Consider the following 26,344-nt stretch of genomic DNA (forward strand, 5'->3'; position numbering starts at 1 on the left):
ACTTTGGGTGACACTTGGTAACGGAACCGTCTGCATGGGCGGCGACGAGCCCTTCTCCCCGGAACGGGGAGGAGGTGGCCGAGCGCAGCGAGGTCGGATGAGGGGGATGCCGGGATCGGACGCGAGAACCCTCATCCGGCCCTTCGGGCCACCTTCTCCTCGTGCCGGGGAGAAGGGTAAAGCCGCCCCGCCTTGACGCCTCATCCTGAGCGCCGCAAAAGAAACGCGCAGCCGGACCCGCCCGCATGACCGCCGTCACCCTGATCGACAACTACGACAGCTTCACCTGGAACCTCTACCACGACCTCGGCAGGCTCGGGGCCAGCGTGACCGTGGTGCGCAACGACCAGGTGACGACGCGCGAGGTGCTGGCCGGCGGCCCCGACGTGATCGTGCTGTCGCCAGGGCCCGGCACGCCGGGCGAGTCCGGCATCATCCTCGACGTGATCGACAAGGCGGCCGGCGAGGTCCCGATCTTCGGCGTTTGCCTCGGGCTGCAGGCCATGGGCCAAGCCTTCGGCGGGCGCGTGGTGCGCGCGCCGCTGCCGATGCACGGCAAGGTGTCGACCATCCACCATGGCGGCCAGACGGTGTTTCGCGGCATCAACGGGCCGTTCCGGGCGACGCGCTACCACTCGCTCGTGGTGGAGCGGGACGGCTTTCCGGCCGACCTCGCGATCACGGCGGAGAGCGAGGACGGGCTCGTGATGGGCCTCTCGCACAAGTCCCTGCCCGTCCACGGCGTGCAGTTTCACCCCGAGAGCATCCAGTCCGAGCACGGCCTGCTGATCCTCAAGAATTTCCTCGACCTCGCATCCGAATGGAATAAGACGAGACGCGGGCGGGCGGTCGCCTGAGCCGCTGCGGAGCCTCGCCATGGACGCTTTCAAGCCCATCATCGCCAAGGTGGCCGCCGGCAGCCCGCTGTCGCGCGAGGAGGCCGAGGACGCCTTCGACACGATCCTGTCGGGCGGCTCGACGTTGGCGCAGACCGGCGCGTTCCTGATGGCGCTGCGCGTACGCGGCGAGACCGTGGACGAGATCGCGGGCGCTGTCGCGACCATGCGGGCCAAGATGCTGCGCGTGCAGGCGCCGGCCGACGCCATCGACATCGTCGGCACCGGCGGCGACAACTCCGGCAGCTACAACGTGTCCACGCTGGCCGCCATGATCACGGCCGCGTGCGGCGTGCCGGTCGCCAAGCACGGCAATCGCGCGGCCTCCTCCAAATCGGGCGCGGCGGACGTGCTGGCCGCGCTCGGCGTCAAGGTCGGCCTCGAGCCCGAGAAGGTGACGCACTGCATCGCCGAAGCCGGCGTCGGCTTCATGTTCGCGCCCACGCACCACGCCTCCATGCGCCATGTCGCGCCGGTGCGCGTCGAGCTCGGCACCCGCACGATCTTCAACATCCTGGGCCCGCTCTCCAACCCGGCGAGCGTGAAGCGCCAGGTTCTGGGCGTGTTCTCCGAAAGCTGGCTGCAGCCCATCGCCGAAACCCTCAAGGTGCTCGGCTCCGAGCGCGTCTGGGTGGTGTATGGCCGCGACGGCCTGGACGAGATCACCACCACGGGCGAAACCGCCGTTGTTGCGCTGGAGGATGGCGAGATCCGCCGCTTCGTGATCACGCCCGAGGAAGCCGGGCTGGAGCGCGCGCGCCCGCAGGACCTGAAAGGCGGCGAGGCCGACCACAACGCCGCCGCGCTGCGCGCAGTGGTGTTCGGCGAGAAGACGCCCTATCGCGACATCGCGGTGCTGAACGCCGCCGCCGGGCTCGTGGTGGCCGGCAAGGCGCATACCTTGCGCGAGGGCGCCGGCATGGCCCAGCAGGCGATCGACAGCGGCGCCGTGAAGGGCGTGCTGGACCGGCTCGTCACAGCCTCCAACGCCTGAGCGCCATGTCGGACATTCTCGCCAGGATCGAAGCCTATAAGCGCCGCGAGATCGAGGCCGCCAAGGCCCGCGTGTCGCCGGCCGAGATCGAGCGCCGCGCCCTTGCGGCGGCCCCTCCCCGCGGCTTCGTGCGCGCCATCGAGGCGCATCTCGCGCAGGGCCGCCCGGCCCTGATCGCCGAGATCAAGAAGGCGAGCCCGTCCAAGGGGCTCATCCGGGCCGATTTCGATCCGCCCTCGCTGGCCAAGGCCTATGCGGAGGGCGGCGCGAGCTGCCTCTCGGTGCTCACGGACGAGCCATCCTTTCAGGGCAAGCCCGAATACCTCGCCCAGGCGCGCGAGGCCTCCGGGCTGCCGGCCCTGCGCAAGGATTTCCTGTTCGAGCCCTACCAGGTGTTCGAGGCCCGCGCCTGGGGCGCCGATTGCATCCTGGTGATCATGGCGAGCCTTTCGGATGCGGATGCGCGCCTCCTGACCGACACCGCGCATGCGCTCGGCATGGACGTGCTGGTGGAAGTGCACGACCGCGCCGAGCTCGACCGCGCCCTGCCGCTCGGCACGAGGATGGTCGGCGTTAACAACCGCAACCTGCGCACCTTCGAGGTGAGCCTTTCGGTGTGCGAGGAGCTCGCAACGCATATTCCGGCGGACCGCATCATTGTGGGCGAGAGCGGCATCTTCACGCATGCGGACACGCGGCGGCTCTCGGCCTCGCGCATCGACACGTATCTGGTGGGCGAGAGCCTGATGCGGCAGCCCGACGTGGCCGCGGCCACGCGCGCGCTGCTGTTCGGTGACCAAGTCGCGGGCGGAAAAGCCGGGGCCGCCACGCAGGCCGGCGCCGCATGAGCGAGCTCACCCACATCGACGCCAGCGGCGCGGCCAGCATGGTGGACGTCTCCGAGAAGGCCGTGACGTCGCGCGTCGCGGTGGCGGAAGGTCGTGTCGTGATGCTGGCCGAAACCGTGGCGCTGATCCGCGCCGGCGACGCCAAGAAGGGCGACGTGCTCGGCGTCGCGCGCGTGGCCGGCATCATGGCGGCCAAGAAAACCCACGAGCTCATTCCGCTCTGCCACCCGCTGATGGTCTCCAAGGTTGCGGTGGAGCTCGTTCTCGACGATACGCTGCCCGGCGTCCGCGTTTCGGCCACCGTGAAGGTGTCCGGGCAGACCGGCGTCGAGATGGAGGCGCTCACGGCCGTGTCGGTCGCCTGCCTCACCATCTATGACATGGTGAAGGCCGCCGACCGCGGCATGCGCATCGAGGGCGTGCGCCTCCTCGAAAAGGACGGCGGCAAATCCGGGACCTGGCGCGCCGACGCTCCCACCGCCGGGCCTCGCTGAGCGTGGCGGCCGAACCCCTCCTGGCCGTCGACGAGGCGCTGCGGCGGGTGCTGGCCGCGGCCGCCGAGCCTTTGCCGGCCGAAGAGGTCGCGATCGCGGAAGCGCTCGACCGCACTCTGGCGGCGCCGCTCGCCGCCACCCGCACCCAGCCGCCCTTCCCGGCCTCCGCGATGGACGGCTACGCGGTCCGCGCCGCCGACGCCTTCGTGGGCGCGACCCTGCGGGTGATCGGCAAGGCGCCGGCCGGCCGGGCCTTCCCGGGCGCGGTGGGGCCCGGCGAAGCCGTCCGCATCTTCACGGGCGCGCCGGTGCCGGAGGGCGCGGACGCGATCCTGATCCAGGAGAACGCGACGGCCGACCGCGACGCCGTGACGGTGCGCGAGGCCGTGCAGGCGGGCGCCTTCGTGCGGCCGGCCGGGCTCGATTTCAGCGCCGGCGAAGAGCTTCTCGCCGCCGGGCACAGGCTGAACCCGCGCACCGTGGCGCTGGCGGCCGCCATGGGCCTGCCGCGCCTCTCCGTTCGCCGAAAACCACGCGTCGCCATCCTGGCCACGGGCGACGAACTCGTGCGCCCCGGCGCAGCCGCGCGCCCGGACCAGATCGTGACGTCCAACTCCTACGCGCTCGCGGCGATCGCCCGCCGGGCCGGCGGCGAGCCCATCGATCTCGGCATCGCGGGCGACAGCTTCGCGGCGCTGGAAGGCGCGATCGAGACCGCGCTCGCGCAAGGCGCGGACGTGCTCGTCACGCTGGGCGGCGCATCGGTCGGCGACCACGATCTCGTCCAGTCCGCCCTCACCCAGCGCGGCATGCAGCTTGGTTTCTGGCGCATCGCGATGCGGCCGGGCAAGCCGCTGATCTTCGGCCAGATGGGCGCGATGCGCATTCTCGGCCTGCCGGGAAACCCCGTCGCCTCCATCCTGTGCGGGCGCCTGTTCCTGGTTCCGCTGTTGCGCGCCCTGCAGGGCGACCCGCAAGCGGGCGATGACCCGACCGAGCCCGGGCTGCTGGGCGTCGACGTGCCGGCCAATGACGGTCGCCAGGACTACCTGCGCGCCAGGTTCGAGCCCGGCCCCGATGGACGCCCGGTGGCCTATCCGGCCGCCGTCCAGGACTCGTCCATGCTGCGCATCCTCGCGCAGGCTGACGGGCTGGTGCTGCGCGCGCCGCACGCCCCCGCCGCAAAGGCCGGCGAGCCTTGCCGCGTGATCCGCTTCTGATCGACTCGGGTTGGCGAAATTGCAACTTTTGAACCAGCACGATTGCGGAACACAGAATGAACATGTATGGTTTGTTCGTGATTTGTTTTGACTGAGTCGGGCGCAGGCGCCCGATGGTCCATCAGGGCGGGATCGGGCGATGTTGACGCGAAAGCAGCATGAACTTCTGCGCTTCATTCATGACCGCCTGCGGGAGGACGGGGTGCCGCCCTCCTTCGACGAGATGAAGGAAGCGCTGGAGCTGCGCTCCAAGTCTGGCATCCACCGGCTCATCATGGCGCTGGAGGAGCGTGGCTTCATTCGCCGCCTGCCCAACCGGGCGCGCGCCCTCGAGGTGCTGCGCATGCCCGAGCAGTCCCTGCCCGGCGCAGCGCCGCGCGGACGGTTCAGCCCGAGCGTGATCGAGGGCAATCTCGGCAAGGTGCGCCCGAAGTCGCCGCTGGGCGAAGAGGCGAACCAGAACGTGGCGGTGCCTGTGATGGGACGCATCGCGGCCGGCACGCCGATCTCGGCCATCCAGTCGCGCAGCCACACGATCAGCCTCCCGCCGGACCTCCTGTCCACGGGCGAGCACTACGCCCTCGAGGTGCGCGGCGACTCGATGGTGGACGCCGGCATCCTGGACGGCGACACCGTGGTGATCCGCAAGCAGGACAACGCCAACAGCGGCGACATCATCGTGGCGCTGATCGACGACGAGGAAGCCACCTTGAAGCGGCTTCGGCGCAAGGGATCGTCCATTGCGCTGGAGGCCGCCAACCCGGCCTACGAGACGCGGGTGCTCGGCCCCGACCGGGTGCAGATCCAGGGCAAGCTTGTGAGCCTCGTCCGGAAATACTGAGGCGCGACGCCCGGCCTCGGCAGCGCGCCAGGCCGACTGGCGGGAGCCTTACACGGTGAGCGCCGGTCAAGCGCGGTCTGGCTCACGGCTCCGCCGGCGGGCCGGGATCGTCAGGATCGTCGACGGCTGGAGCGGCTCCGCCGCCGGGCGTCGCGGGCGCTGAGCGTGCAGCTTTCGCCGCCGCTGCCGTGGGTTCAGCCGGCTTCCTGACCGGAGGGTGCGGCAGCCACGGCCGGTCCCGCAACGCCGTGCGTTCGCTCGCCGCCATGAAGCCGTCCGCCGTTGCGGTGAGCGCCGTGGCGCCGGCGACCGAGAGGCGGGTGCGGTCCATCACGAGCGGCTTGTCGCACCAGGGCGGCGCCTGCAGCGGCGTCACGATCACGGCCGCGCGGCGGCAGTCCTCCTCGAAAGCCCCGGCGACCAGCACTTGCGACACCGCGCGCCCGTCCGGCAGGCGCACTACGCAGCCGAGCGGGTCGCAACGCGCGCCCGCGCCCAGCGTGGCGTCGCCGGCGTTTCGCACGTCTCCGTCGGCGCGCAGCCACTGCTCGGTCACGAAGGCGCCGGCCTGCCGGCCGACCAGCACGAGGCGCCCGTCCGGGCCGCGCACCGCCAGGGCGCGGCCATCGCGCGCCATCACGATGTCGGGCGCCTGCGCGGAGGCGGCCAGCCCGGCCCCGAGCAGCGCCAGCGGAACGCTGGCCCAGCGCAGGGCGGTGCGCCATAGCGTCAGCCACAGCAGCGCCATCGTCAGGCAGAGCACCGCCGCCATGCCGAAGGCGGGGATGGCCTGGGTGGAGCCCGGCCAGGCGCGCACCCTCGCGGAAATGCGCAGCATGCCCTCCACGCCGAGGCCCATGATCTGCCAGATCGGCCCATCGAGCCCGAACGGGTAGGCGATCGCGCCCAGCAGCGCGGCCGGCATCACCACCAGCGACACCAGCGGCAGCGTCAGGGCGTTGCCGACCAGCCCGAAGGGCGTGTAGCGCTGGAAATGGTAGAGCCCATAGGCGCCCGTGGCGGCCTCAGCGACGAGGGTGGACAGCACGGTGCCGACCGCATGGTGGCGCAAGCCGTCCAGGATTCTCGCCGGCCAGCCCTTCGCGGGCGCCTTGGCGGGCGGTGGGGCGAGACCCAGCCCGACAAAGGTCCCGGCCTCGGGATCCGAGCCGGCCCCGCCCGGCCGCTCGAAAACGGCGATCAGCGCCGCCACGGCCGCGAATGACATCTGGAAGCCGGGCGCCAGCGCGCTCTCGGGCTCGATCAGCAGGAGCAGCAGCGCCGCAAGGGCAAGATTGCGCATGGAGAGCGCCGGCCGGTCCACCAGGATGGCGCCCAGCAGCACCAGCGTCATCACGAGCGAGCGCACGGTGGCGACGTCGCCGCCCGCGAACACCGTGTAGCCGGCGCCGGCCAGCATGGCGCAGAGCGCGGCCCATTTCTTGATCGGGCGGCGCAAGGCCAGCCCCGGCGAGAGCGCCAGGGCGGCGCGCACCAGCCAGAACACCATGCCGGCGGCCAGCACCAGATGAAGCCCCGAGATTGACACCACGTGGTAGATGCCGGCGGCGCGCAGATCGTCGTTGACGGCCTCCGGGATGAGCCCGCGCTTGCCCGTCACCAGTGCGGCCGCGACGCCGCCCGCCGCCCCGCCGATGCTGCGGGCGATGCGCTCGGTCATGTCGTTGCGGGCGCGGTCGATGGCCGCGAAGACACGCAGGTCAAGCGGAAGGGCCGCCGGCGCCGGGTCGAGCTCGATCTTGCCGGCCAGCGAACCCACCGCCCCGATCGCGCCGAAAAAAGCGTCGCGGGCGAAATTGTAGCCGCCAGGGCGCGACGGCTCGGGCGGCGGCAGGAGCCGGGCGGTGGCGCGGATCGTTTCGCCGGGCTTCACGGTCGGGTGGTTCGGGGTCGTCACCCGCACGCGGTAGGGCAGCGCGGCGGGCTCCACGCCTTCCATGGCGATGACGCGGATCATCAGCCTGCCGCCGGCGATGCGGGTGTCCATGCCCTCGACGACGCCCGTGAGCTTTCCGACGCGGACCCGGTCGAGCACGGGCGCGGCCATCAGGCGCGTGCGCAGCGTCGCGGCGAAAAAGCCCGCCGCCACGGCCAGCAGCGCGATCGCGACGCCGGAACCGGCGCGCGAGCGAAGCCGCAGCGCCATCGCGGCGCCGGCCGCGATCGCTGCCGTGACTCCCGGCGCCCAGAGCGACGGCTCCTGGTCGGCCGAGAAGTACAGCAGCACGCCGAGGCCGACCGCGACGGGCAGCCACAGGAAGAGCCGCCGCTCCTCGATCTCCTGCTCGAACAACCCGCGGATATGCGCGAGGCCGCCCGCGACGGCCTCGCCCCAGGCGGCCCAGCCGCCGCCGACGCCGGACAGCCGCCCGCCGCGCAGCGCCTGCGCGGCAGCCCTGCCCCGGCCCGATGGCCAGCCGCCCTCCCCCATGCCCGCAAGCCCCGCGCGCGGCGCCCTTAACCTCGCCGGACATTGATGCTACAGCACCGCCTCTTGCGGACCAGCGACGGGCAGTTGCATCGTCCGCCATCCTCTTTTTTTAGAGACGCTCCGCCCGATGTCCGCACCCGTCGTGACCCGCTTCGCCCCCTCGCCGACCGGCTTCCTGCATATCGGCGGCGGCCGCACCGCCCTTTTCAACTGGCTCTACGCCAAGCGCCTGGGCGGCAAGATGCTGCTGCGCATCGAGGACACCGACCGGGAGCGCTCCACCGAGCCCGCCATCGCGGCGATCATCGACGGGCTGCAATGGCTCGGCATCACGTGGGACGGCGACGTCGTGCACCAGTTCGCCCGCGCGGCGCGCCATCGCGAGGTGGCCGAGAAGCTGCTGGCCGAGGGCAAGGCCTACCACTGCTACGCCAGCCAGCAGGAGCTCGAGCAGATGCGCGAGGCCGCGCGCGCCGAGGGCCGGCCCATGCGCTATGACGGCCGCTGGCGCGACCGCGACCCCAGCGAGGCCCCGGCCGGCGTGAAGCCGGTGATCCGCCTGAAGGCGCCTACCGAGGGCGAGACCGTGGTGGAGGACCAGGTCCAGGGCCGCGTCACCTGGCAGAACAAGGATCTCGACGACCTCGTGCTGCTGCGCTCGGACGGCAACCCCACCTACATGCTCGCCGTGGTGGTGGACGACCACGACATGGCGGTCACGCACGTGATCCGCGGCGACGATCATCTCACCAACGCGGCGCGGCAGACGCAGATCTACCAGGCCTGCGGCTGGGACGTGCCCGTGATGGCGCATATCCCGCTGATCCACGGCGCGGACGGCGCCAAGCTCTCCAAGCGGCACGGCGCGCTCGGCGTCGACGCCTACCGGGCGCTCGGCTACCTGCCGGCCGCCCTGCGCAACTATCTCGTGCGCCTCGGCTGGAGCCATGGCGACCAGGAATTCTTCTCCACCGAGGAGATGATCGCGGCGTTCGACCTGTCGGGCGTCGGCCGGTCCCCGGCGCGCTTCGATTTCGCCAAGCTGGAGCACCTTAACGGCCACTACATGCGGGCGAGCTCGGACGAGGAGCTGGTCGCCGCCATCGAGGTCATCCTGCCGGAGGTCGGCCCCGCGCGCGGCGCGCCGACGAAGCTCGATCCCGCCTTGCGCGCCAAGTTCGTGGCCGCGATGCCGGGCCTCAAGGAGCGGGCGAAGACCCTGATCGAGCTGATCGACAGCGCCTACTACCTCTATGCGAGCCGGCCGTTGAACCTCGAGCCGAAGGCCGAGCAGCTGCTGGCCGATGGCGGTCGCGAGCGCATCGCGGCGCTGCTGCCGCAATTGCGGGCGCTTGGCGAGTGGACGGCCGCCTCCACGGAAGCCGCCGTGCGCGCCTTCGCGGAGCAGACCGGGGCCAAGCTCGGGCAAGTCGCGCAACCCCTGCGGGCAGCCCTTACGGGCCGCTCAACTTCCCCGGGTTTGTTCGACGTGTTCGCGGTGCTGGGCCGCGACGAGAGCCTGGCGCGGCTGGAAGGCCAGGCCGCCAGGGCCTGAGCGTCCGCAGGCCCGCGCCCGACGCGCAGCCGCCCGACTTTCGGTGTGGTTGAACGGCCTTCGCAATTGCGATAGCAACCATTAGGCTTCAGGCGAACTTGCGATCTTGGGACCGGGTTTTGTCTCCCTTTCGGGGCATTTCCGGACCGTCGACAGCCGCCTGATCTCGCCGCCGCCGCCATGCGCCTCGTTTGGCGGCTGCTGCCACGCCGTGACGTCTTGGCCGAAGGATGACCGCCTATGAGCGCGCCCGCTAACCTTTCGATTTCCGGAAAGACCGTCGAATTTCCTGTCAAATCCGGCTCGATCGGTCCGGACGTGCTGGATATCGCCAAGCTCTACGCCCAGACGGGCATGTTCACGTATGATCCGGGCTTCACCTCCACGGCGAGCTGCGAGTCCAAGATCACCTATATCGACGGCGACGAGGGCGTGCTGCTGTATCGCGGCTACCCGATCGACCAGCTGGCCGAGCACGGCGACTTCCTCGAGACCTGCCACCTGCTGCTTTACGGCGAGCTGCCCACCGCCGCCCAGAAGGCCGATTTCGACTACCGCGTCACGCGCCACACGATGGTGCACGAGCAGATGATGCGGTTCTTCCAGGGCTTCCGCCGCGATGCGCACCCGATGGCCGTGATGGTGGCCAGCGTCGGCGCGCTGTCGGCCTTCTACCACGACTCCACCGACATCTCCGATCCGACGCAGCGCATGATCGCCAGCATGCGGATGATCGCCAAGATGCCGACGCTCGCCGCCATGGCGTACAAGTATTCGATCGGCCAGCCGTTCGTGTACCCGCAGAACGACCTCGACTACACGTCGAACTTCCTGAAGATGTGCTTTGCGGTGCCGTGCGAGGAGTACAAGGTCAACCCCGTGCTGTCGCGGGCGCTGGACCGCATCTTCACGCTGCACGCCGACCACGAGCAGAACGCCTCCACGTCCACGGTGCGGCTCGCCGGTTCGTCGGGCGCCAACCCGTTCGCGTGCATCGCGGCCGGCGTGGCCTGCCTGTGGGGCCCGGCGCATGGCGGCGCCAACGAGGCGGCGCTGAAGATGCTGCAGGAGATCGGCACGGTCGACAAGATCCCGCACTTCATCGCCCGCGCCAAGGACAAGAACGACCCGTTCCGCCTGATGGGCTTCGGTCATCGCGTCTACAAGAACTACGATCCGCGCGCCAAGATCATGCAGAAGACCACGCATGAGGTGCTGAACGAGCTCGGCATCAAGGACGATCCGCTGCTGGACGTCGCGATCGAGCTCGAGCGCATCGCGCTGCACGACGAATATTTCATCGAGAAGAAGCTCTATCCGAACATCGACTTCTATTCGGGCATCACCCTGAAGGCGATGGGCTTCCCCACCTCCATGTTCACGGTGCTGTTCGCGGTCGCCCGCACGGTCGGCTGGATCGCCCAGTGGAAGGAGATGATCGAGGACCCGTCGCAGCGCATCGGCCGTCCGCGCCAGCTCTACACCGGCGCTCCGCTGCGCGAATACGTGTCGATCAACCAGCGCTGAGCCGCAAGGCCTCCTGGCAAGACTTGGAAATCCCCGCTTCGGCGGGGATTTTTCGTTGCAGACCGCATGGCGAGGCGGGAAGCTCTTTCACCCTCCCGTGCGGACGTCGCCTCCTATGCCTGAGCCCTCCCCTTTCCGAATCGCGCCCGTGCGCACCGCAGACGATCTCGCGGCGACGATCGCGCTGTTTCGCGCCTATGCGCGGTCGCTGGATGTCGATCTCTGCTTCCAGGATTTCGAGGGCGAGATGGCGGCCATGCCGGGCAAATATGCGCCGCCGCGCGGCGAGCTGCTGCTGGCGCGCCTCGCGGACGGGACCCCGGTCGGCGCGGTCGCGCTCCGGCCGCTCGACGAGCCCGGCGCCTGCGAGATGAAGCGCCTCTACGTCGCCCCGGAAGGGCGCGGCATGAGGCTGGGCGAAGCGCTCGTCCGTGAAACCATGACGGCCGCACAGAGTCGCGGCTACGACGCGATCCTGCTCGACACGCTGCCGAGCATGACGGCGGCGCAGAGCCTCTATCGCAAGCTCGGCTTCAACGAGATCGCGCCCTACTACGACAACCCGGTGGTCGGCGCGTTTTTCATGCGCCGGGCGCTCGCGTAGCGCTTGGCTCAATCTCCTCAGATGGCTTTTTATCCTCTCCTGAGGCGACCACCCGCAGGTCGGAAGCTCCCCAGTCTCTCGGTAATCCTTCGCTTAACGCTCAACGCCCCTCGTCCTGAGGAGCCATGCAGAGCATGGCGTCTCGAAGGACGAGGGGTCCAGAAGGCTGCAATCGTCGTGCAGGCTGAATCCCTCGTCCTTCGAGACGCAGGCCCAAGCGAGCCTGCTCCTCAGGATGAGGGTATCGAGGGTGTTTGAAAGACTCTTGGGCCAACCCGCTCAGGAGGAGGGGCCTTGAGCTCAACCTAGTCCAGGCCCTCAGCTTGGCGCGTCCCCCGTCATCTTCGGGTCGACGCTGTTCTTCTCGAAGCGGAAGGCGGCCGAGCGCGGATAGGCGACACGGCGGGCCCGGTTCACCGCCCCGAGCGGCCGATGCGCCGCCAGGCCGTGCCAGGGACTGAAGGCCATGCCGTCGTCGATCTCGCGGGCCAGCGCCGGGCTCCAGCTCTCCTGCGGCTCCACGGTGATGCGGGCGACCGCCACGTGCGGGCTCTCCGCTTCGGGCCAGACCACCGAGGCGTCCTCGATCGGCATGGTCTCGATGTCCATGCAGAGCTGCGCGCGCAGCTCCCAGGTTCCGCCCTCGCGGGCGAACAGCGCCAGCATGGCGCTGCGCACGCCGTCGTGGTCGTCGCCGATGTCTATAGGCGCACCGGTGAGGGCCTGCAGGTTCGGCGAGGCCGGCGCGGCCGACACCTTGGCGATGTAGTCGCCCCAGAGCAGCGGCGTCTGGCTGTGGTAGGTCTCGCCGGCCGGGTTGGTTTGCGGCTCGCCTCCCATGGTCTTGAGCAGCGCACTCTGCCCGCCGAATGCCTCGAGCACGCGCTCGGCGCCGCCGGCCACAGTGGCGACGGCTCGCTTCAGCGGCTCGACCCTGTCCGTGGTGGCGGCAAGGAGCTTGAGAGTGGACAGAAAGGCCTCCGGCGTCGGGGCGCTGAAAGCAGGGCCGTTCACGAGCACGAAGTCCTGGTCGTCGCCGGTTGCGCCCGGCAGGCGCGGCCCCGGCGCGCCGAGGATCTTCAAGGACAGGCCCCGCGGCGTCGAGATGCTGTCGGGCAGGATGTCGCCTGGAACTGACGAGAACCGCATCACCACCGGGTAGCTCCCCGGCTTGCTGAACAGCCCCTGCGCGTAGGCCGCCGGCAGTCCGCCGAGGATCTCGATGCGCCCGCGCACCAGCGCGTGGCTCTTGGCGTGGACGCTACGCAGCCCGTGGCCGCCATCCGCGAAGGTCTTGCGGCTGATGCCCACCATGGTCTCGGCGATTTCGGCCGCGACGCGCGCTTCCTTTTCGGCGTCGACCTGCTCGAGGGAGGGCTGGAAGGGGATGGGGGTGCGGGGGTCCGACATGCAAGCGTTCCTGATCCTGAGATCGAGGTGAACGCGGGCCGGCTTCGGGTCGTTGCCTGACGGGGCGTGGTCCACGCCGTCCATTCTTCTGGCGCCTGCGCCAACCCCTCAAATGAAAACCCCGCCGGTTCGCGGCGGGGTTTCTTGCAGGCGGAGATGACGTGGCGCTTGTTACTGCGTCTCGTCGTCGAAGTTGCTGGACGCCACGGAGGCGACCGGCGTCGCGCCAAGGCCATCCTTGTTGTAGATGTCGTCGCGGAACTGCACGACGCCCTCGGGCGTCGCCCAGGCGGTGATGTAGACCCAGTAGACGGCGACCGGCGAGGCCAGGCGCGCGTCGACGCGCTGGCCGGATTCAATCGCGGCGTCGATCTGCTCGCGGGTCCAGCCGGGCGTGTCCTTGAGCAGCCAGGTGATGTAGTCGCGCACGTTCTGCACGCGCATGCAGCCCGACGACACGAAGCGGAAGTCGTCGCCGAAGATGCCCTTGGCGGGCGTGTCGTGCATGTAGACGCCATACGGGTTGGCGATGTTGATGCGCACCACGCCGAGCGAGTTGAAGTCGCCGCCCGGATCCTGTCGGAACATGTAGTGGGTCGCCTCGTCCGAGCGCCAGTTGATGGCGGTCGGGGCGATCTCCTGCCCGGCCTTGTTGTAGATCCGGATCTTGTTCTCGGTCAGGTAGTTGGCGTCCGCCTGCATCTTCGGGATCAGATCCTTCTTGATGATCGAGGCGGGCACCGTCCAGAAGGGGTTGAAGTTGATGTCGGTCGCCCGGGTGGTCATCACCGGCGACTGGCGGTCGATCTTGCCGACGCCTGCGGCGTGGCGGGTCATGACCTGGCCGTTCTCGACGGTCTCGACCAGGGCGGCCGGGATGTTGGCCACCACGAAGCGGTCACCCAGGTTGCCCGCATAGGAGCGCAGCCGGACAATGTTGGTCTCGAGCTGGCGCAGACGCACGGCGGCCGGCACGTTCATGGCCGTCACGGTGTTCTGGTTGACGATGCCGGTCGGCATCAGGCCGTGGCGCTCCTGGAAGCGCTTCACGCCGGCCTCGACGAAGCTGTCGAACACCTGCGAGCCGCCGGCGTTCTGGTCGAGGTCGCCGGATGCAATGAGGCGGCGGCGCAGGGCCACCACGGTCGCGCCCTTGGAGCCGAGCTTGAGGTTGGCCGACGGCATGGACGGGAAGCCGCCCTGGGCGACGAGCTGGCGATAGACCTCGATGGTCTGCTCGGTGGCCTGGAGCGTCAGCGGCGAGAGCACCGGGGTCGTGGAGCGCGCCACCTTCTGGGAGGTCGCGGCGTCATAGTTTTGCTTCCACTCGGCCTGGCCGAATGCGCTCTGCGCGAAGGCGCTCGAGAACGCGCCGGACGAGGCGGCCATCAGGGTCGCCAGTCCCGTCAGGGCGAAGTCGCGGCGAGAGATCGATTTGAATGCGCTCATGATGCGTTTTCAACTGCAGTTGCGTGAGGGGGACGTCGAACATGATCCTTGAGGGATCAGCGTAAACGAACCGTTCTCACTTGGATTGCCCCGGGCTTATGGGATCGGAAATGCAAGTTCCAGTCCGGCGAATTTAAGGCGGCGCGGCCATGCTTTCGCAGGCTGGCGAGGCACTGTGGCGGGGGCGCCACGTTTCGGCGGCCGCATAGGAAGGCAGCGTGAGCGCTGCGGAGCTACGCAGCGCTTCTGCGTAGTCGGACCGGATCGAGGGAAAGCCTGGGCTGCGCCATAGTGAGCCTCAGAAAACGGCGCACGCGGAGGACATCATGCTCGCACTCAACCAGGCCAATCTCGCCAACTCTTTCGCTTCTCAAGAAGACGTGATCGTGACCGAGTTGCGGCTGCGCCTGTTCCAGGTGGAGCAGCTGATCGAGCGGCTTTCGCCGCACATGCGGGCCCAGCAGGATGCGCCCGTGCGGATGCTCGGCGCTCCCGCCCCGGCGCTCTCGTCGGAGGCCGTGGACGCGATCGAGCGCCTGCAGGCCGCCGCCAGCGCCCTGCGCAAGGGCATCTCGGAGCTCAGCCGCGCCGAGCAGGCCTGAGTCTCAGGACCCAGAAGCTTTGGTACAAACAGAAAAAGGCCGGGTTTCCCCGGCCTTTTGCGTATTGGAGGGTGCAGCGCGCCGCCTCAGAGGCGGTAGCGGATGTGGTCCGTCCAGAACCGCTCGAGGCGGGTCAGGGCCGTGTTCACCAGCTTGAATTCGTCGGACGAGATGCCGCCGATCTGCTCCACCGTGCGAACGTGCTTGTCGTAGAGGCCCTTGACGATGTCGTGGATCTCGCGGCCCTGCTCGGTCAGGCTGATGCGCACCGAGCGGCGGTCAACCCGCGAGCGGGCATGGTGGAGATAGCCCATCTCGACCAGCTTCTTGACGTTGTAGGACACGTTGGAGCCGAGATAGTAGCCGCGGGTGCGCAGCTCGCCGGCGGTCAGCTCCTTGTCGCCGATATTGTAGAGCAGCAGCGCCTGGACGCTGTTGACGTCCGAGCGGCCGCGGCGGTCGAACTCGTCCTTGATCACGTCGAGCAGGCGGCGATGCAGCCGCTCCACCAAGGTGAGCGCTTCGATGTAGAGGGGCTTCACTTCGGTCGAAGAGGACGCCCGGTCCTGGACCTCGATGGTTTTCACTGCCGACTGCATTGCTTTGCCTCGCTGCTATCCCTGTACGCCGAGTTTTCCCGGCTGCGTTGATAGCAAACTTAGCCCCTGCTTCTAAAAGCCAGTTTAAACAACGAGATGAATCGAATGTTCACTTTTTTCAGGTGAATCGAACTTAAATGCGATGCAATACGTTGCTTGATCCTTTGTTTACCGAGCCAAATTCAAGCCTCGCGCGCGGCCAACCATGAGAACACGATATAGGCCACCACGGCCGAAGCTTCGGCGACGACGCCGCCGACGCCGAGCAGATGCGAGCCCAGCGGCGCGACGCTGCCGATCAGCAGATGGCTCATCACGGCCAGCAGCCACATCACGCCGCCCCACGTGCTGGTCAGCCAGAGGCCGACCGCCGCCACGAGGTCGAGCACCGCGAACACCACCACGACGGCGCGGGCCGGCGGCGGCAGCGACTCGAAGGTCGCGACGCCCGGGATAGCGATCCCGAGCAGCGTCACCCAGTAGGACAGCCCCTTGGCGAGCCAGAGCGCCGCCATCAGGCGCATGAAGATCACCAGCACCCAGTCCCACGCGATGGTTCTGCGCGCCGCGGTCTCGGGGAGCGCCTGGCTGCGATGCTGTTCGACGTTCACGAGGCGGCGCCCTGCATGTCGAGCTCATGCTCCAGCGGGGCGAAATAGGCGGCCACGCGCGCCTCATCCACCTGCGCGAGGGCGGCGGGCGACCAGTTCGGGGACTGGTCCTTGTCGATCACGGCAGCGCGCACGCCTTCGTAGAAATCGGGCGTGTCCACCATGCGCGACACGATGCGGTACTCGGTTCGCATCGCCTCGGCGAAGTTCAGGCCGCGGCCGCGCCGCATCTGCTCCAGCGCGACAGCCAGGCTGGTCGGCGACTTGGAGCGGATCACGGCCGCCGCGTCGGCCGCGAAGGCCGAGCCGGCCGCGGCCGCGCCGTCGAGCCGGTCCAGGATCTCGCCCACGCTGGCGCCCACGAAGCAGCGGTCGATGTCGCCCCGGTTGGCCGAGACGGGCGCGTCGCCGGGCGCATGCGCATGGGCGGCCAGCACATCGTCGACGGGCTTGCCCGCCGCGAGATCGTCCAGGATGGCCGGGAAGGCGGCCGAGGGCGCCGCGTGGGTGGCGAGGCCGAGCGCCACCGCGTCGGCGGTGCGTACGCGGGCGCCCGTCAGCGCCAGCCAGGTCCCGGCCTCGCCGGGCAGGCGCGGCAGCGCGAAGGTCGCGCCCACGTCCGGGAAGAAGCCGATGCCGACCTCCGGCATGGCGAACAGGTAGCGATCGCCGGCCACGCGGTGGCTGCCATGCAGCGACACGCCAACGCCGCCGCCCATCACGATGCCGTCGATCAGCGCCACATAGGGCTTGGGATAGGCATGAATGAGCCCGTTCAGCACGTATTCCTCGCGCCAGAACACCAGCGCCTCGTCCTGCCGCCCTGCCCTGCCGAGATCGTAGAGCTGGCGGATGTCGCCGCCGGCCGAGAACGCCTTCTCGCCCGCGCCGCGGATCACCACCCGGGTAACGGCGGGATCCTCCGACCAGGCGTCCAGCGCCGTCCGGATGGCGCGCACCATGCCGAGCGTCACGGCGTTCAACGCCTTGGGCCGGTTCAGCGTGATCACGCCCGCGGCGCCGCGGATCTCGCAGATCGCCTCCGGCTCGGCGTGGGTCTCGGCGGGTGCGGTCGGCGATTCGGACATGCGGGGCTCACGGTTGGGCGAAGGCGGCGGAGTGAAGCTTGCGGGGGCATGGGCGTCAACGCACCCATGCGTAGAAATGCTGGCGCGGCCCTTGGCCGCTTTCGGCCGGGCACGGTTGGTGTTACTCCGATGTTCAGAACGTTTCCAAGATAGCGTCCCCGCTCTCGCAGCGATTACCGGAGGACAACGCCAATGGCGTCCCGGGTCACACCGTTCCAGACACCCGCTTCGCGATCCGAGCCCGCCCGCGCGCCGGCCTCGCCGCTCGACCTCTCGCACCGCCCCCGCCGCAACCGCAAGGCCGAGTGGGCCCGCCGCCTCGTGCGCGAGAACGTGCTGACCGCCAACGACCTGATCTGGCCGCTGTTCATCGTCGAAGGCCAGAACACACGGGTGCCGGTCGCCTCCATGCCGGGCGTGGAACGGCTGAGCATCGACGAGATTGTGCGCGAGGCCGAGCGCGCCGCCGCGCTCGACATCCCGTGCATCGCGCTGTTCCCCTACACCGACAAGGCGCTGCGCTGCCCCGAGGGCGCCGAGGCGCTGAACCCCGAAAACCTCGTCTGCCGCGCCGTGCGGGCCGTGAAGAAGGCGGTGCCGCACATCGGCATCCTCACCGACGTGGCGCTCGACCCCTACACCAGCCACGGCCATGACGGGCTGATGGACGGCGACGACATCCTCAACGACGAAAGCGTCGCCGTGCTGGTGCGCCAGGCCCTGAACCAGGCGCAAGCCGGCTGCGACATCGTCGCGCCCTCCGACATGATGGACGGGCGCGTCGGCGCGATCCGGTCGGGCCTCGACGCGGCGGGCCTGGGCGACGTGCAGATCATGGCCTACGCGGCAAAATACGCCTCCGCGTTCTACGGCCCGTTCCGCGACGCCGTGGGCAGCAACGCGCTGCTGAAGGGCGACAAGCGCACCTACCAGATGGACCCTTGCAACTCCGACGAGGCGCTGCGCGAAGTCGCGCTCGACCTCGACGAGGGCGCCGACATGGTGATGGTGAAGCCCGGCATGCCCTATCTCGACATCGTCCGGCGCGTGAAGGACACCTTTGCGGTGCCGACCTTCGCGTACCAGGTGTCGGGCGAATACGCGATGATCCAGGCCGCCGCCCAGAACGGCTGGCTCGACGGCGAGAAGGCCATGATCGAGAGCCTCCTCGCCTTCAAGCGCGCCGGCGCGGACGGCATCCTCACCTATTTCGCCGCCACAGTGGCCGAGAAGCTGAAGAAGGGCTGAGGGCGCTCAGCTCTCGGCGTCTTTCGGCTCCATCCTGTGGACCGTGATCGAGGGCTCGGCCCGGTTGCGCACCTGCGCCAGATCATGGGCGGACTGCATCCGCAGCCAGGCGTCGGCCGTGCTGCCGATGCCCATCTCGAGCCGCACGGCCATCTCGGCCGACACGCCGCTCTGCCCGTTGATGACGCGGTAAAGCTGCTGGCGGGTGACGCCGAGGTTCCTGGCCGCATCCGCGACGCTGTAGCCGAGGCTGTCCAGTTGATCCTTGACGATGCGGCCGGGGTGGGATGGGTTCTTCATCCGCATGCTTGCCTCAATGGTAATCCACGAGATCCAGGTTGGACGCCTCGCCGTCCCTGAACTGGAAGATCAAACGCCAGTTCGCGTTCACCTTCGCTGACCAATAGCCTTTCAGATCGCCCGATAGCGCGTGGACGCGATAGGCCGGCAGCTCGAACTGCTCGATCGACGTTGCGGCATCCAACGCCGAAAGGAGGTTCTCCAGCCGCTCCGCCAGCCCGGCGGACACGCCCGATCGGTCGCCCGTCGTGAACAGGGGCTTGAGCCCCTTGTGCCTGAAACTAACGATCATTTTGTCGCACGTAACGTTACATGTGTCAATCACTCGTCCGGGCCAGCTTGCACGATCTCCGGGGGCACGTCCGCCAACTCACCGCAACCTTCGCGGGGCGCGTGACACGCGCCCGGCGCGCGGTATCCTGCGGTCATGTCCCGCCTGTCCGCCGCGTTGCTGGCGATTCTCCTTGTCGCCATAGCCGGTTGCGCGACCCTGATCGACGCCGACCAGGCGCGGCTGTGCCGCATGGCGATCCCGGCGTTGAACCCGGCCGGGACCGCGATCACGCTGGGGCGGATCACCCCGGCCGAGGACAAGCGCGGATTGCGGATCGTGTACCGGGCGGAGCCGCTGGGAGAACCGGCCCGGACGCGGTTCGTAGCCTGCCGTTTCGCCGGCGACGCCCTGTCGCGCAACCGGCAGGACCTCGTCGCGGTGATCACCGAGCAGGGCCAGCTGAGCGAGGCTGGCTTTTACTTCCTGCGGCGGTTCTATCTCACCCAGCCTGAGGCGCTGCAGAGCGACCCCGGCGGGCTGCAATCGATCGACCTTCCCTCCGCGCCGCGCGCCGTGGCGTATGGGTTGCAGCAGGCGCTCAACGCGCTGCCGCAGGCGGCCGTGTATGGCCTGGTGGCGGCGGCCTATTCGCTCATCTACGGGCTCGTCGGCCGCATCGTGTTCGGCTTCGGCGAGCTCGCGGCGCTGGGCGGCTACGGGGCCCTGCTGGGCGTCACCCTGATGGTGCAGCTCGGCTTCCGGGATCCGGCCGCCGGGCTGGCGCTGGCCTGCGTGTTTTCGCTCTACGGCGCGGCCGCGACCGGCATGGCGAGCGGCAGGCTCGTGGTGGCGCCGCTGATCGCCGGGCCGGGACTGCCCATCCTGATCGCCACCACCGGGCTGATGATGAGCCTGTCCGAGGTTCAGCGGCTGGCCCAGGGCAACGACCTGCGCTGGACCTCGCCGGTCTTGAACGCGCCGCTCTCGCTGCTCCGCTCCGGCGATTTCGTCACCACGGTGACGCCCATGGCGCTGCTGGTGACGCTCGCGGCGTTGCTGGCCGGCGCCGCGCTGCTGCTGGGCATGCGCTACACGGGCTTTGGCCGCTCCTGGCGGGCCTTCGCGGACGACCCGCAGACGGCGGCGCTGTTCGGGGTCGACCGGCGGCGGATCTTTCTGCTCACCTTCGGGGTCTCGGCCGCGCTGGCCGGCCTCGCGGGCTTCATCATCACGGCCTATTGGGGCGGCGTCGGCTATGGCTACGGCCTCACGCTCGGCCTCAAGGCGCTGGTGGCGGCCGTGATCGGCGGCATCGGCTCCGTCGGCGGCGGGCTGGCAGGCGGGGTCGTGATCGGGCTAGCGGAGGCGTTCTGGTCGGCTACCATGCCGCTGGAGAGCCGGGACATCGCCATCTACGCCCTGCTCAGCATCACGCTGGCCCTGCGCCCCGGCGGGCTCTTCGGCTGGCGCGACCTCCTTCCCAGACGGGTATGAGCCGATGACACAGCACTGCATCACACTGGACGACGTCCGGGCCGCCGCCGCGGTGATCCAGGGGCAGGTGCAAAAGACGCCGATGCTGCCCGTCCCTCGCCTCTCGGCGCTCACGGGCGCGAACGTGTTCGTGAAATACGAGAACATGCAATCCACCGGCTCCTTCAAGGAGCGGGGCGCGCTGAACCGCCTGTCGCAGCTCACCCCGGAGGAGCGCGCGCGCGGCGTCGTCACCATGTCGGCCGGCAACCACGCGCAGGCGGTGGCCTTTCACGCCGGCCGGCTCGGCGTGCCGGCCACCATCGTGATGCCGGCCACCACGCCCATCGTGAAGGTGGAGAACACCCGCTCCTACGGGGCAACGGTGGAGCTCCACGGCGAGACGCTGTACGAGGCGCGCGAGCGCTGCGAGGCGATCCAGCGCGAGCACAACCTCACGCTGGTGCACCCTTACGACGACCCGGCCGTGATCGCCGGCCAGGGCACCATCGCGCTCGAGATGCTGGCCGAGCGGCCGGATCTCGACATGCTGGTGATCCCCATTGGCGGCGGCGGGCTGTGCGCCGGCAACGCGGTCGCCGCCAAGGCGCTGAAGCCCGGCATCCGCATCGTCGGCGTCGAGGCCGCCCTCTACCCCTCCTTCGTGAACGCCATCGCGGGCGGGGACCGGCCGATCGGCGGCCCGACGCTGGCCGAGGGCATCGCGGTGAAAACCGTCGGCACGCTGACGCTGCCCATCGTGCGCGACCTCGTGGAGGACATCCTGCTCGTGGACGAGCCCGCCATCGAGCGGGGTGTGAGCTGCTTCGCCACGCTGGCGCGCAGCATGGCGGAGGGCGCGGGCGCGGCGGGGCTCGCCGCCATGCTGGCCGAACCGGCGCGCTTCGCGGGGCTGAATGTCGGGCTGATCCTGTGCGGCGGCAACATCGACGCGCGGCTGCTCGCCTCCATCATGGTGCGCACGCTGGAGCGCGAGGAGCGCATCGCATCGCTGCGCATCACCACGGCGGACCGCCCGGGCCTCCTCGGAGCGATCGCGTCGCATCTCGGCGAGCTCGGCGCCAACATCCTGGAAGTGTCGCATGGGCGGCTGTTCCTGGACGTGCCCGCCAAGGGCGTCACCATCGACGTCACGGTGGAGACGCGCGGGGCCGAGCATACGCGGCAGATCCTGGAGGCGCTCGCGGCCGACGGCCTCGCGCCCAAGCGCATGGACCGGCGCAGCTGATCGCGCGCAACCTTGAATGCGCGCAACCTTGAATGCGAGGGCTGCCGGGGCCACATCTCGTCCGGCTCGGCTTTGAGCCTCGAAAGGACTGCGATGACCCCTCAGCCCGTCGTCTACACCGCCGTTCCGGCCAGCGACACGTCCGGCGTCCTCAGCGGGCGCATGGGCGCGTGGATCGTGGACTTCTTCGTGATCGGCGCGCTCTGGGCCGTGTTCGCGGTGGCGTCGCTGGTTCTCGGCGTGCTCACCTTCGGGCTCGGCTGGATGATCCTGCCGGTGCTGTGGCCCATCGTGGCCGTGATCTACAGCGGCGTCACCGTCTCGGGGCCGCGGCGCTCGACGATCGGCCAGCGCATGTTCGGCGTCGAGCTGCGCACGGTCACGGGCCAGACCGCGCCCTTCATCGTCGCGGCCGTGCATGCGGTGTTCTTCTACGTCAGCATCTCGACGCTGACCCCGCTCGTGCTGCTGTTTGGCCTCGTGCGCGCCGACCGGCGCATGCTGCACGATCTGCTTTCGGGCTTGATCGCGGTGCGTCGCGGAACCTGATCGCCCACGCGCCAGCCTCGGGGCTTGAGGCTGGCGCTCCCGATGCTATCCTGAGGTGCGCGCCCGCAAGGGCCTCCGACGTGCGGTTCGCGCGCGCCGGGACTGGTCCGGAAGAAGGCAAGGAAGCTCGGATTGACGACCCAGTCCCGCGACCAGCCGCAATTCTACCTGACGGCCCCGACCGCCTGCCCGTATCTGCGCGGCAAGCTCGAGCGCAAGGTGTTCACGCACCTCATCGGCAAGCGCGCGCCGGAGCTCAACGACGTCCTCACGCATGGCGGCTTCCGCCGCTCGCAAACCATCGCGTATCGGCCCGCCTGCGACGGCTGCCGCGCCTGCATTTCGGTGCGCGTGCTGGTGGACGACTTCTCGCCCTCGCGCAACATGCGGCGCGTGTCGGACGGCAATCGCGACCTTGTCGGCGAGATGCGCGAGAACACGCCGACCTCCGAGCAATATTCGCTGTTTCGCCACTACCTCGACTCGCGCCACGCCTCCGGCGGCATGGCCGACATGACGGCGCTGGACTTCGCCATGATGGTGGAGGACTCCCATGTCGAGACCAAAGTGATCGAGTACCGCCGGCGCGGCCCCGACACGGCCATAAACGGCCGCGGCGTCGGCCCGCTGATCGGCTGCGCGCTCACGGACGTGCTCGGGGACGGGCTGTCGATGGTCTACTCGTTCTTTGATCCCGACGAGGCCGAGCGCAGCCTCGGCACCCACATGATCCTCGACCACATCGCCCGCGCGCGCCGCCTCGGGCTGCCTTACGTGTATCTGGGATACTGGGTCGAGGGCTCGCCCAAGATGGCCTACAAGGCGCGCTTTACCCCGCAGGAGCGGTTGGCTCCGCATGGGTGGCAGCGGGTGGAGTGAAGTCTGCGGCCGTTTGGGCTGGCTTGTTTTAGTACTGAAAAGTGATACTATATGGCGTTCAACAGCAAGCATCGCGCGACGCTGGCAGCGATCTACGGCGATCCGATGCGGGCCGGTGTTGTGTGGCGCGACATCGAGAGCCTTATGACGGCGTGCGGAGCCGAAGTGAGCGAAGGGAGCGGCTCGCGGGTTCGCGTCGCGTTGAATGGCGTGAGGGCCACCTTTCATCGCCCTCACCCGCAGAAGGAAACCGACAAGGGAGCGCTGAAATCGGTGCGCCGCTTCCTCGTCGAGGCCGGGATCGAGCCATGAACACGATGTCTTACAAGGGCTACGAGGGATTGGTGGCCTATGATGAGGACGCCGAGATCTTTCACGGCGAGGTGATGAACCTTCGCGACGTGATCACCTTCTCGGGCCGTTCCGTAAGCGAACTGAAGCAGGCGCTCGAAGCGTCCGTGGAAGACTATCTCGCCTTTTGCCGCGAACGCGGCGAAGAGCCCGAGAAACCCTATTCCGGCCAGTTCGTCGTCCGGGTCGACCCTCCCGTGCATCGCGCCGCCGCGACGGCGGCCAAGCGCGCCGGCGTCAGCCTGAATAAGTGGATCGCGAGCATGATCGAGCGGGAAGCGGTGCGCTGATCTACGGGGGCGCACCAACCTCGACGCACCCGTCTCTTACCCCCCAAACTTGTTGTTCTTCGGGAAGCCCTTCGGCGGCAGCCGACCCGCCTCCGCGCGGTTGCCGATCCACTCGGTCAGCTCGCCCGCCGCCACCGTCCAGGTGCGGCCGGAGGTGTCGCGCCAGGTCAGGCCGTCGGCCAGCGTGAAGACTTTGGCGTCCGAGACGCCGCCGTCCTTGTAGCGCTGGAGGCGCACGCCCTTGCCGCGCGACATTTCGGGTGTCTGGGCGGTTGGGAACACCAGCAGCTTGCGGTTCTCGCCGATGATCGCGACGTGGTCGCCGTCGGCCGGGGCGGCGAACACCGCCTTCTGGCCGGCGTCGACGTTGAGCACCTGCTTGCCCTTCTTGGTGTTGGCGACGACGTCGTCCGAGGACGCGACGAAGCCGCGGCCTTCGCTGGTGCAGAACAGGAGCTTGCCGCCCGGCTTGTGCTGCCAGACCTGGATGATCTCCGCGCCCGCGTCGATGTCGGCGATAAGGCGGATCGGATCGCCGAAGCCGCGCCCGCCCGGCAGGCGCGAGGCCTCAAGGGTGAACACCTTGCCGTTGTCGGCCAGCACCAGGATCTTCGCGCCCGTGTCGGAGAAGAACGAGGTCTGCAGCGCGTCGTCGCCCTTGAACTGCAGGCCCGAGAGGTCCTGCACGTGGCCCTTGAGGGCGCGGATCCAGCCTTTCTGGGTCACCACCACGGTGACGGGCTCGCGCTCCACCATGGCCTCGGCGAAGTCGACGTCCGAGAGGTCTGGTGCGTCCGCGAAGCTGGTGCGGCGCTTGCCGATCTTGGTCTCGGGGCCGAAGGTCTTGCGGACCTCACGGATCTCCCACGAGATCGTCTTCCACTGGGCGGCCTCCGAGCCGAGCAGCGTCTCGATCCGGCCCTTTTCGGCCTCCAGCGAGGTCAGCTCGCGCTTCAGCTCCATCTCCTCCAGCTTGCGCAGCGAGCGCAGGCGGGTGTTGAGAATGGCCTCGGCCTGGTTCTCGGTGAGCTCGAAGAACCGCATCAGCTCGACCTTGGGCTCGTCCTCCTCGCGGATGATCTTGATGACGCGGTCGAGGTCCAAATAGACGATCAGCATGCCCTGGAGGATCTCCAGGCGCTTCTCGATGTGGTTCAGCCGGTGGCGCGAGCGGCGCAGCAGCACGGTGCGGCGGTGGTCCAGCCACTCGCGCAACGCCTCGGAGAGGCCGAGCACCCGGGGGATCACGCCGCCCGAGAGCACGTTCATGTTCATGCCGATGCGGTTTTCCAGCTCCGACAGGCGGAACAGGCTTTCCATCATCATGGAGGCGTCGACCGTGCGCGAGCGCGGCTCGATCACGACGCGCACGTCCTCGGCGGATTCGTCGCGGATGTCGGCGACCAGCGGCAGCTTCTTCTCGTTGATCAGCTCGGCGAGCTTCTCGATGAGCCGGCCCTTGGAGACCAGGTAGGGGATCTCGGTGACCACCACCACCCAGGTCCCGCGGCCGGTCTCCTCCTTCTCCCAGCGGGCGCGCAGGCGAAAGCCGCCGCGGCCGGTTCGGTAGGTCTCGGCCATGCTGGCGCGGGTTTCCACCAGCACGCCGCCGGTGGGGAAATCGGGCCCGGGCACAAAGGTGAGCAGCTGCTCGGAGGTCGCCTTGGGATGGCTGATCAGGTAGAGCGCCGCGTCGCAAAGCTCGGCGGCGTTGTGCGGCGGAATGGAGGTCGCCATGCCAACCGCGATGCCCTGCGAGCCGTTGGCGAGCAGGTTCGGGAAGGCGGCCGGCAGCACGACGGGCTCGTCGTCCTCGCCGTTGTAGGTGTCGCGGAAGTCGACCGCGTCCTCGTCGATGCCTTCCAGCAGCAGCCGCGCGACCTCGGTGAGGCGGGCCTCGGTGTAGCGGTAGGCGGCCGCGTTATCGCCGTCGATGTTGCCAAAATTGCCCTGCCCGTCCACCAGCGGGTAGCGCTGGGCGAAGTCCTGCGCGAGGCGCACCAGCGCGTCGTAGACGGCCTGGTCGCCATGCGGGTGGAACTTACCGATCACGTCGCCGACGATGCGAGCGCATTTCTTGAACGCCGTGCCGGGATCGAGCCGCAGCAGCCGCATGGCGTGGAGGATGCGCCGGTGCACGGGCTTCAGCCCGTCGCGCGCATCCGGCAGGGCGCGATGCATGATGGTCGAGAGCGCATAGGCGAGATAGCGCTCTTCCAGCGCCTCGCGCAGGTCGATGCTCTCGACGTCCTTGCCTGACGGTGGGTCGACCGGCTTGCCCATCACGATCCTCGTTGGTCGTCCAAATCCGGGACGAACGCCGTGAACGCTTAGCGAACACGGCCTTGCGCCGCAAGGCTGGGGCGGCCTTATCCCCAGGCTGAGCCTCGCCGTGTCCCAAGGCCGCTGCAGCGCGTCCCCTCTCCCCTGCAGGGGAGAGGGACAGGGTGAGGGCCGGTCGGGCCCTTGACCTCGACAAGACCGCCGCGGAGGCGGCGGCGCCCTCACCCCAACCCTCTCCCTGCGCCAGGGAGAGGGGGC

Annotated in this window: 26 protein-coding genes; 17 read left to right on the top strand and 9 right to left on the bottom strand. The window is 69.1% G+C overall.

Annotated elements, in window-relative coordinates:
* Window positions 1-245: 245 nt before the first annotated feature.
* From AC1DSZ_RS11270 to lexA, 6 genes are all read left to right on the top strand, one after another.
* Complete coding sequence (locus AC1DSZ_RS11270) at window positions 246-857, top strand: anthranilate synthase component II (protein ID WP_476838454.1); 612 nt, start codon at window positions 246-248, stop codon at window positions 855-857.
* A 19-nt stretch (window positions 858-876) separates the two neighbouring features.
* Window positions 877-1,890, top strand: a complete 1,014-nt coding sequence (gene trpD, locus AC1DSZ_RS11275) for an anthranilate phosphoribosyltransferase (RefSeq protein WP_476838455.1) — start codon at window positions 877-879, stop codon at window positions 1,888-1,890.
* Between the two features lie 5 nt (window positions 1,891-1,895).
* Window positions 1,896-2,738: an indole-3-glycerol phosphate synthase TrpC gene (gene trpC, locus AC1DSZ_RS11280; protein WP_476838456.1), complete on the top strand. Its 843-nt coding sequence runs from the start codon at window positions 1,896-1,898 to the stop codon at window positions 2,736-2,738.
* A complete protein-coding gene (gene moaC / locus AC1DSZ_RS11285) occupies window positions 2,735-3,232 on the top strand; it encodes a cyclic pyranopterin monophosphate synthase MoaC (RefSeq protein ID WP_476838457.1) in 498 nt (165 codons plus the stop codon). Before trpC ends, moaC begins: the two co-directional genes overlap by 4 nt.
* A 2-nt stretch (window positions 3,233-3,234) precedes the next feature.
* Window positions 3,235-4,452 (top strand): molybdopterin molybdotransferase MoeA, encoded by a 1,218-nt coding sequence (locus tag AC1DSZ_RS11290; RefSeq protein ID WP_476838458.1) that lies wholly within the window; start codon window positions 3,235-3,237, stop codon window positions 4,450-4,452.
* Window positions 4,453-4,591: 139 nt separating this feature from the next.
* Complete coding sequence (lexA, locus tag AC1DSZ_RS11295) at window positions 4,592-5,293, top strand: transcriptional repressor LexA (RefSeq protein WP_188517280.1); 702 nt, start codon at window positions 4,592-4,594, stop codon at window positions 5,291-5,293.
* A gap of 82 nt (window positions 5,294-5,375) precedes the next feature.
* Here the strand turns inward: lexA and AC1DSZ_RS11300 are convergent, their stop codons facing one another.
* Window positions 5,376-7,745, bottom strand: coding sequence for a ComEC/Rec2 family competence protein (locus AC1DSZ_RS11300; protein WP_476838459.1), 2,370 nt, complete (start codon window positions 7,743-7,745; stop codon window positions 5,376-5,378).
* 127 nt (window positions 7,746-7,872) lie between these two features.
* Between AC1DSZ_RS11300 and gltX the strand changes: the two genes are divergently transcribed.
* The 3 genes from gltX to AC1DSZ_RS11315 all read left to right on the top strand — a co-directional run bounded on the left by gltX (window position 7,873) and on the right by AC1DSZ_RS11315 (window position 11,431).
* Entirely contained in the window at window positions 7,873-9,300 is a 1,428-nt protein-coding gene (gene gltX / locus AC1DSZ_RS11305; protein WP_476838460.1) for a glutamate--tRNA ligase, read from the top strand.
* A gap of 240 nt (window positions 9,301-9,540) precedes the next feature.
* On the top strand, window positions 9,541-10,827 hold the full coding sequence (gltA, locus tag AC1DSZ_RS11310; RefSeq protein WP_476838461.1) for a citrate synthase: 1,287 nt from the start codon (window positions 9,541-9,543) through the stop codon (window positions 10,825-10,827).
* 148 nt (window positions 10,828-10,975) lie between these two features.
* Window positions 10,976-11,431 carry a GNAT family N-acetyltransferase gene (locus tag AC1DSZ_RS11315; protein WP_476838462.1) on the top strand — a complete coding sequence of 152 codons (456 nt, stop codon included), beginning with the start codon at window positions 10,976-10,978 and terminating at the stop codon, window positions 11,429-11,431.
* Window positions 11,432-11,749: 318 nt separating this feature from the next.
* On the opposite strand, the gene AC1DSZ_RS11320 is transcribed toward AC1DSZ_RS11315, so the two are convergent.
* Both AC1DSZ_RS11320 and AC1DSZ_RS11325 read right to left on the bottom strand, forming a co-directional pair.
* Entirely contained in the window at window positions 11,750-12,841 is a 1,092-nt protein-coding gene (locus AC1DSZ_RS11320; RefSeq protein WP_476838463.1) for a catalase family protein, read from the bottom strand.
* A 171-nt stretch (window positions 12,842-13,012) separates the two neighbouring features.
* Window positions 13,013-14,290 carry a L,D-transpeptidase family protein gene (locus AC1DSZ_RS11325; RefSeq protein ID WP_476838464.1) on the bottom strand — a complete coding sequence of 426 codons (1,278 nt, stop codon included), beginning with the start codon at window positions 14,288-14,290 and terminating at the stop codon, window positions 13,013-13,015.
* Between the two features lie 326 nt (window positions 14,291-14,616).
* Here AC1DSZ_RS11325 and AC1DSZ_RS11330 point away from each other — a divergent pair, with 326 nt between their 5' ends.
* Window positions 14,617-14,892 carry a hypothetical protein gene (locus AC1DSZ_RS11330; protein ID WP_476838465.1) on the top strand — a complete coding sequence of 92 codons (276 nt, stop codon included), beginning with the start codon at window positions 14,617-14,619 and terminating at the stop codon, window positions 14,890-14,892.
* Window positions 14,893-14,978: 86 nt separating this feature from the next.
* Here the strand turns inward: AC1DSZ_RS11330 and ldtR are convergent, their stop codons facing one another.
* The 3 genes from ldtR to AC1DSZ_RS11345 all read right to left on the bottom strand — a co-directional run bounded on the left by ldtR (window position 14,979) and on the right by AC1DSZ_RS11345 (window position 17,190).
* The gene (gene ldtR, locus AC1DSZ_RS11335; protein ID WP_188517274.1) at window positions 14,979-15,491 is read right to left on the bottom strand and encodes a transcriptional regulator LdtR; all 513 of its coding nucleotides are present in this window, start codon (window positions 15,489-15,491) and stop codon (window positions 14,979-14,981) included.
* 182 nt (window positions 15,492-15,673) lie between these two features.
* The gene (locus tag AC1DSZ_RS11340) at window positions 15,674-16,102 is read right to left on the bottom strand and encodes a DUF6163 family protein (RefSeq protein WP_476838466.1); all 429 of its coding nucleotides are present in this window, start codon (window positions 16,100-16,102) and stop codon (window positions 15,674-15,676) included.
* Window positions 16,099-17,190, bottom strand: a complete 1,092-nt coding sequence (locus AC1DSZ_RS11345) for an enoyl-CoA hydratase/isomerase family protein (RefSeq protein ID WP_476838467.1) — start codon at window positions 17,188-17,190, stop codon at window positions 16,099-16,101. The genes AC1DSZ_RS11340 and AC1DSZ_RS11345 overlap by 4 nt, the downstream gene beginning before the upstream one ends.
* A 192-nt stretch (window positions 17,191-17,382) precedes the next feature.
* On the opposite strand from AC1DSZ_RS11345, the gene hemB reads away from it, so the two are divergent.
* The gene (gene hemB, locus AC1DSZ_RS11350) at window positions 17,383-18,438 is read left to right on the top strand and encodes a porphobilinogen synthase (RefSeq protein WP_476838468.1); all 1,056 of its coding nucleotides are present in this window, start codon (window positions 17,383-17,385) and stop codon (window positions 18,436-18,438) included.
* A gap of 6 nt (window positions 18,439-18,444) precedes the next feature.
* On the opposite strand, the gene AC1DSZ_RS11355 is transcribed toward hemB, so the two are convergent.
* Window positions 18,445-18,744: a HigA family addiction module antitoxin gene (locus AC1DSZ_RS11355; protein ID WP_476838469.1), complete on the bottom strand. Its 300-nt coding sequence runs from the start codon at window positions 18,742-18,744 to the stop codon at window positions 18,445-18,447.
* A gap of 7 nt (window positions 18,745-18,751) precedes the next feature.
* Window positions 18,752-19,030, bottom strand: a complete 279-nt coding sequence (locus AC1DSZ_RS11360) for a type II toxin-antitoxin system RelE/ParE family toxin (RefSeq protein WP_476838470.1) — start codon at window positions 19,028-19,030, stop codon at window positions 18,752-18,754.
* A 135-nt stretch (window positions 19,031-19,165) separates the two neighbouring features.
* On the opposite strand from AC1DSZ_RS11360, the gene AC1DSZ_RS11365 reads away from it, so the two are divergent.
* The 6 genes from AC1DSZ_RS11365 (at window position 19,166) to AC1DSZ_RS11390 (ending at window position 23,803) form a co-directional block, all read left to right on the top strand.
* Window positions 19,166-20,506, top strand: coding sequence for a branched-chain amino acid ABC transporter permease (locus tag AC1DSZ_RS11365; RefSeq protein ID WP_476838471.1), 1,341 nt, complete (start codon window positions 19,166-19,168; stop codon window positions 20,504-20,506).
* A 4-nt stretch (window positions 20,507-20,510) separates the two neighbouring features.
* Entirely contained in the window at window positions 20,511-21,734 is a 1,224-nt protein-coding gene (locus AC1DSZ_RS11370; protein ID WP_476838472.1) for a threonine ammonia-lyase, read from the top strand.
* Window positions 21,735-21,827: 93 nt separating this feature from the next.
* A complete protein-coding gene (locus AC1DSZ_RS11375) occupies window positions 21,828-22,283 on the top strand; it encodes an RDD family protein (RefSeq protein ID WP_188517268.1) in 456 nt (151 codons plus the stop codon).
* 132 nt (window positions 22,284-22,415) lie between these two features.
* Window positions 22,416-23,162, top strand: a complete 747-nt coding sequence (locus AC1DSZ_RS11380; protein WP_476838473.1) for an arginyltransferase — start codon at window positions 22,416-22,418, stop codon at window positions 23,160-23,162.
* Between the two features lie 51 nt (window positions 23,163-23,213).
* On the top strand, window positions 23,214-23,474 hold the full coding sequence (locus tag AC1DSZ_RS11385) for a type II toxin-antitoxin system HicA family toxin (RefSeq protein ID WP_476838474.1): 261 nt from the start codon (window positions 23,214-23,216) through the stop codon (window positions 23,472-23,474).
* Window positions 23,471-23,803, top strand: coding sequence for a type II toxin-antitoxin system HicB family antitoxin (locus AC1DSZ_RS11390; protein ID WP_476838475.1), 333 nt, complete (start codon window positions 23,471-23,473; stop codon window positions 23,801-23,803). Before AC1DSZ_RS11385 ends, AC1DSZ_RS11390 begins: the two co-directional genes overlap by 4 nt.
* A gap of 36 nt (window positions 23,804-23,839) precedes the next feature.
* Here AC1DSZ_RS11390 and parC read toward each other — a convergent pair whose 3' ends face one another.
* Entirely contained in the window at window positions 23,840-26,086 is a 2,247-nt protein-coding gene (gene parC, locus AC1DSZ_RS11395) for a DNA topoisomerase IV subunit A (protein WP_476838476.1), read from the bottom strand.
* Between the last annotated feature and the right edge of the window lie 258 nt (window positions 26,087-26,344).

It is taken from the genome of Alsobacter sp. P4_H11, from assembly GCF_056400925.1.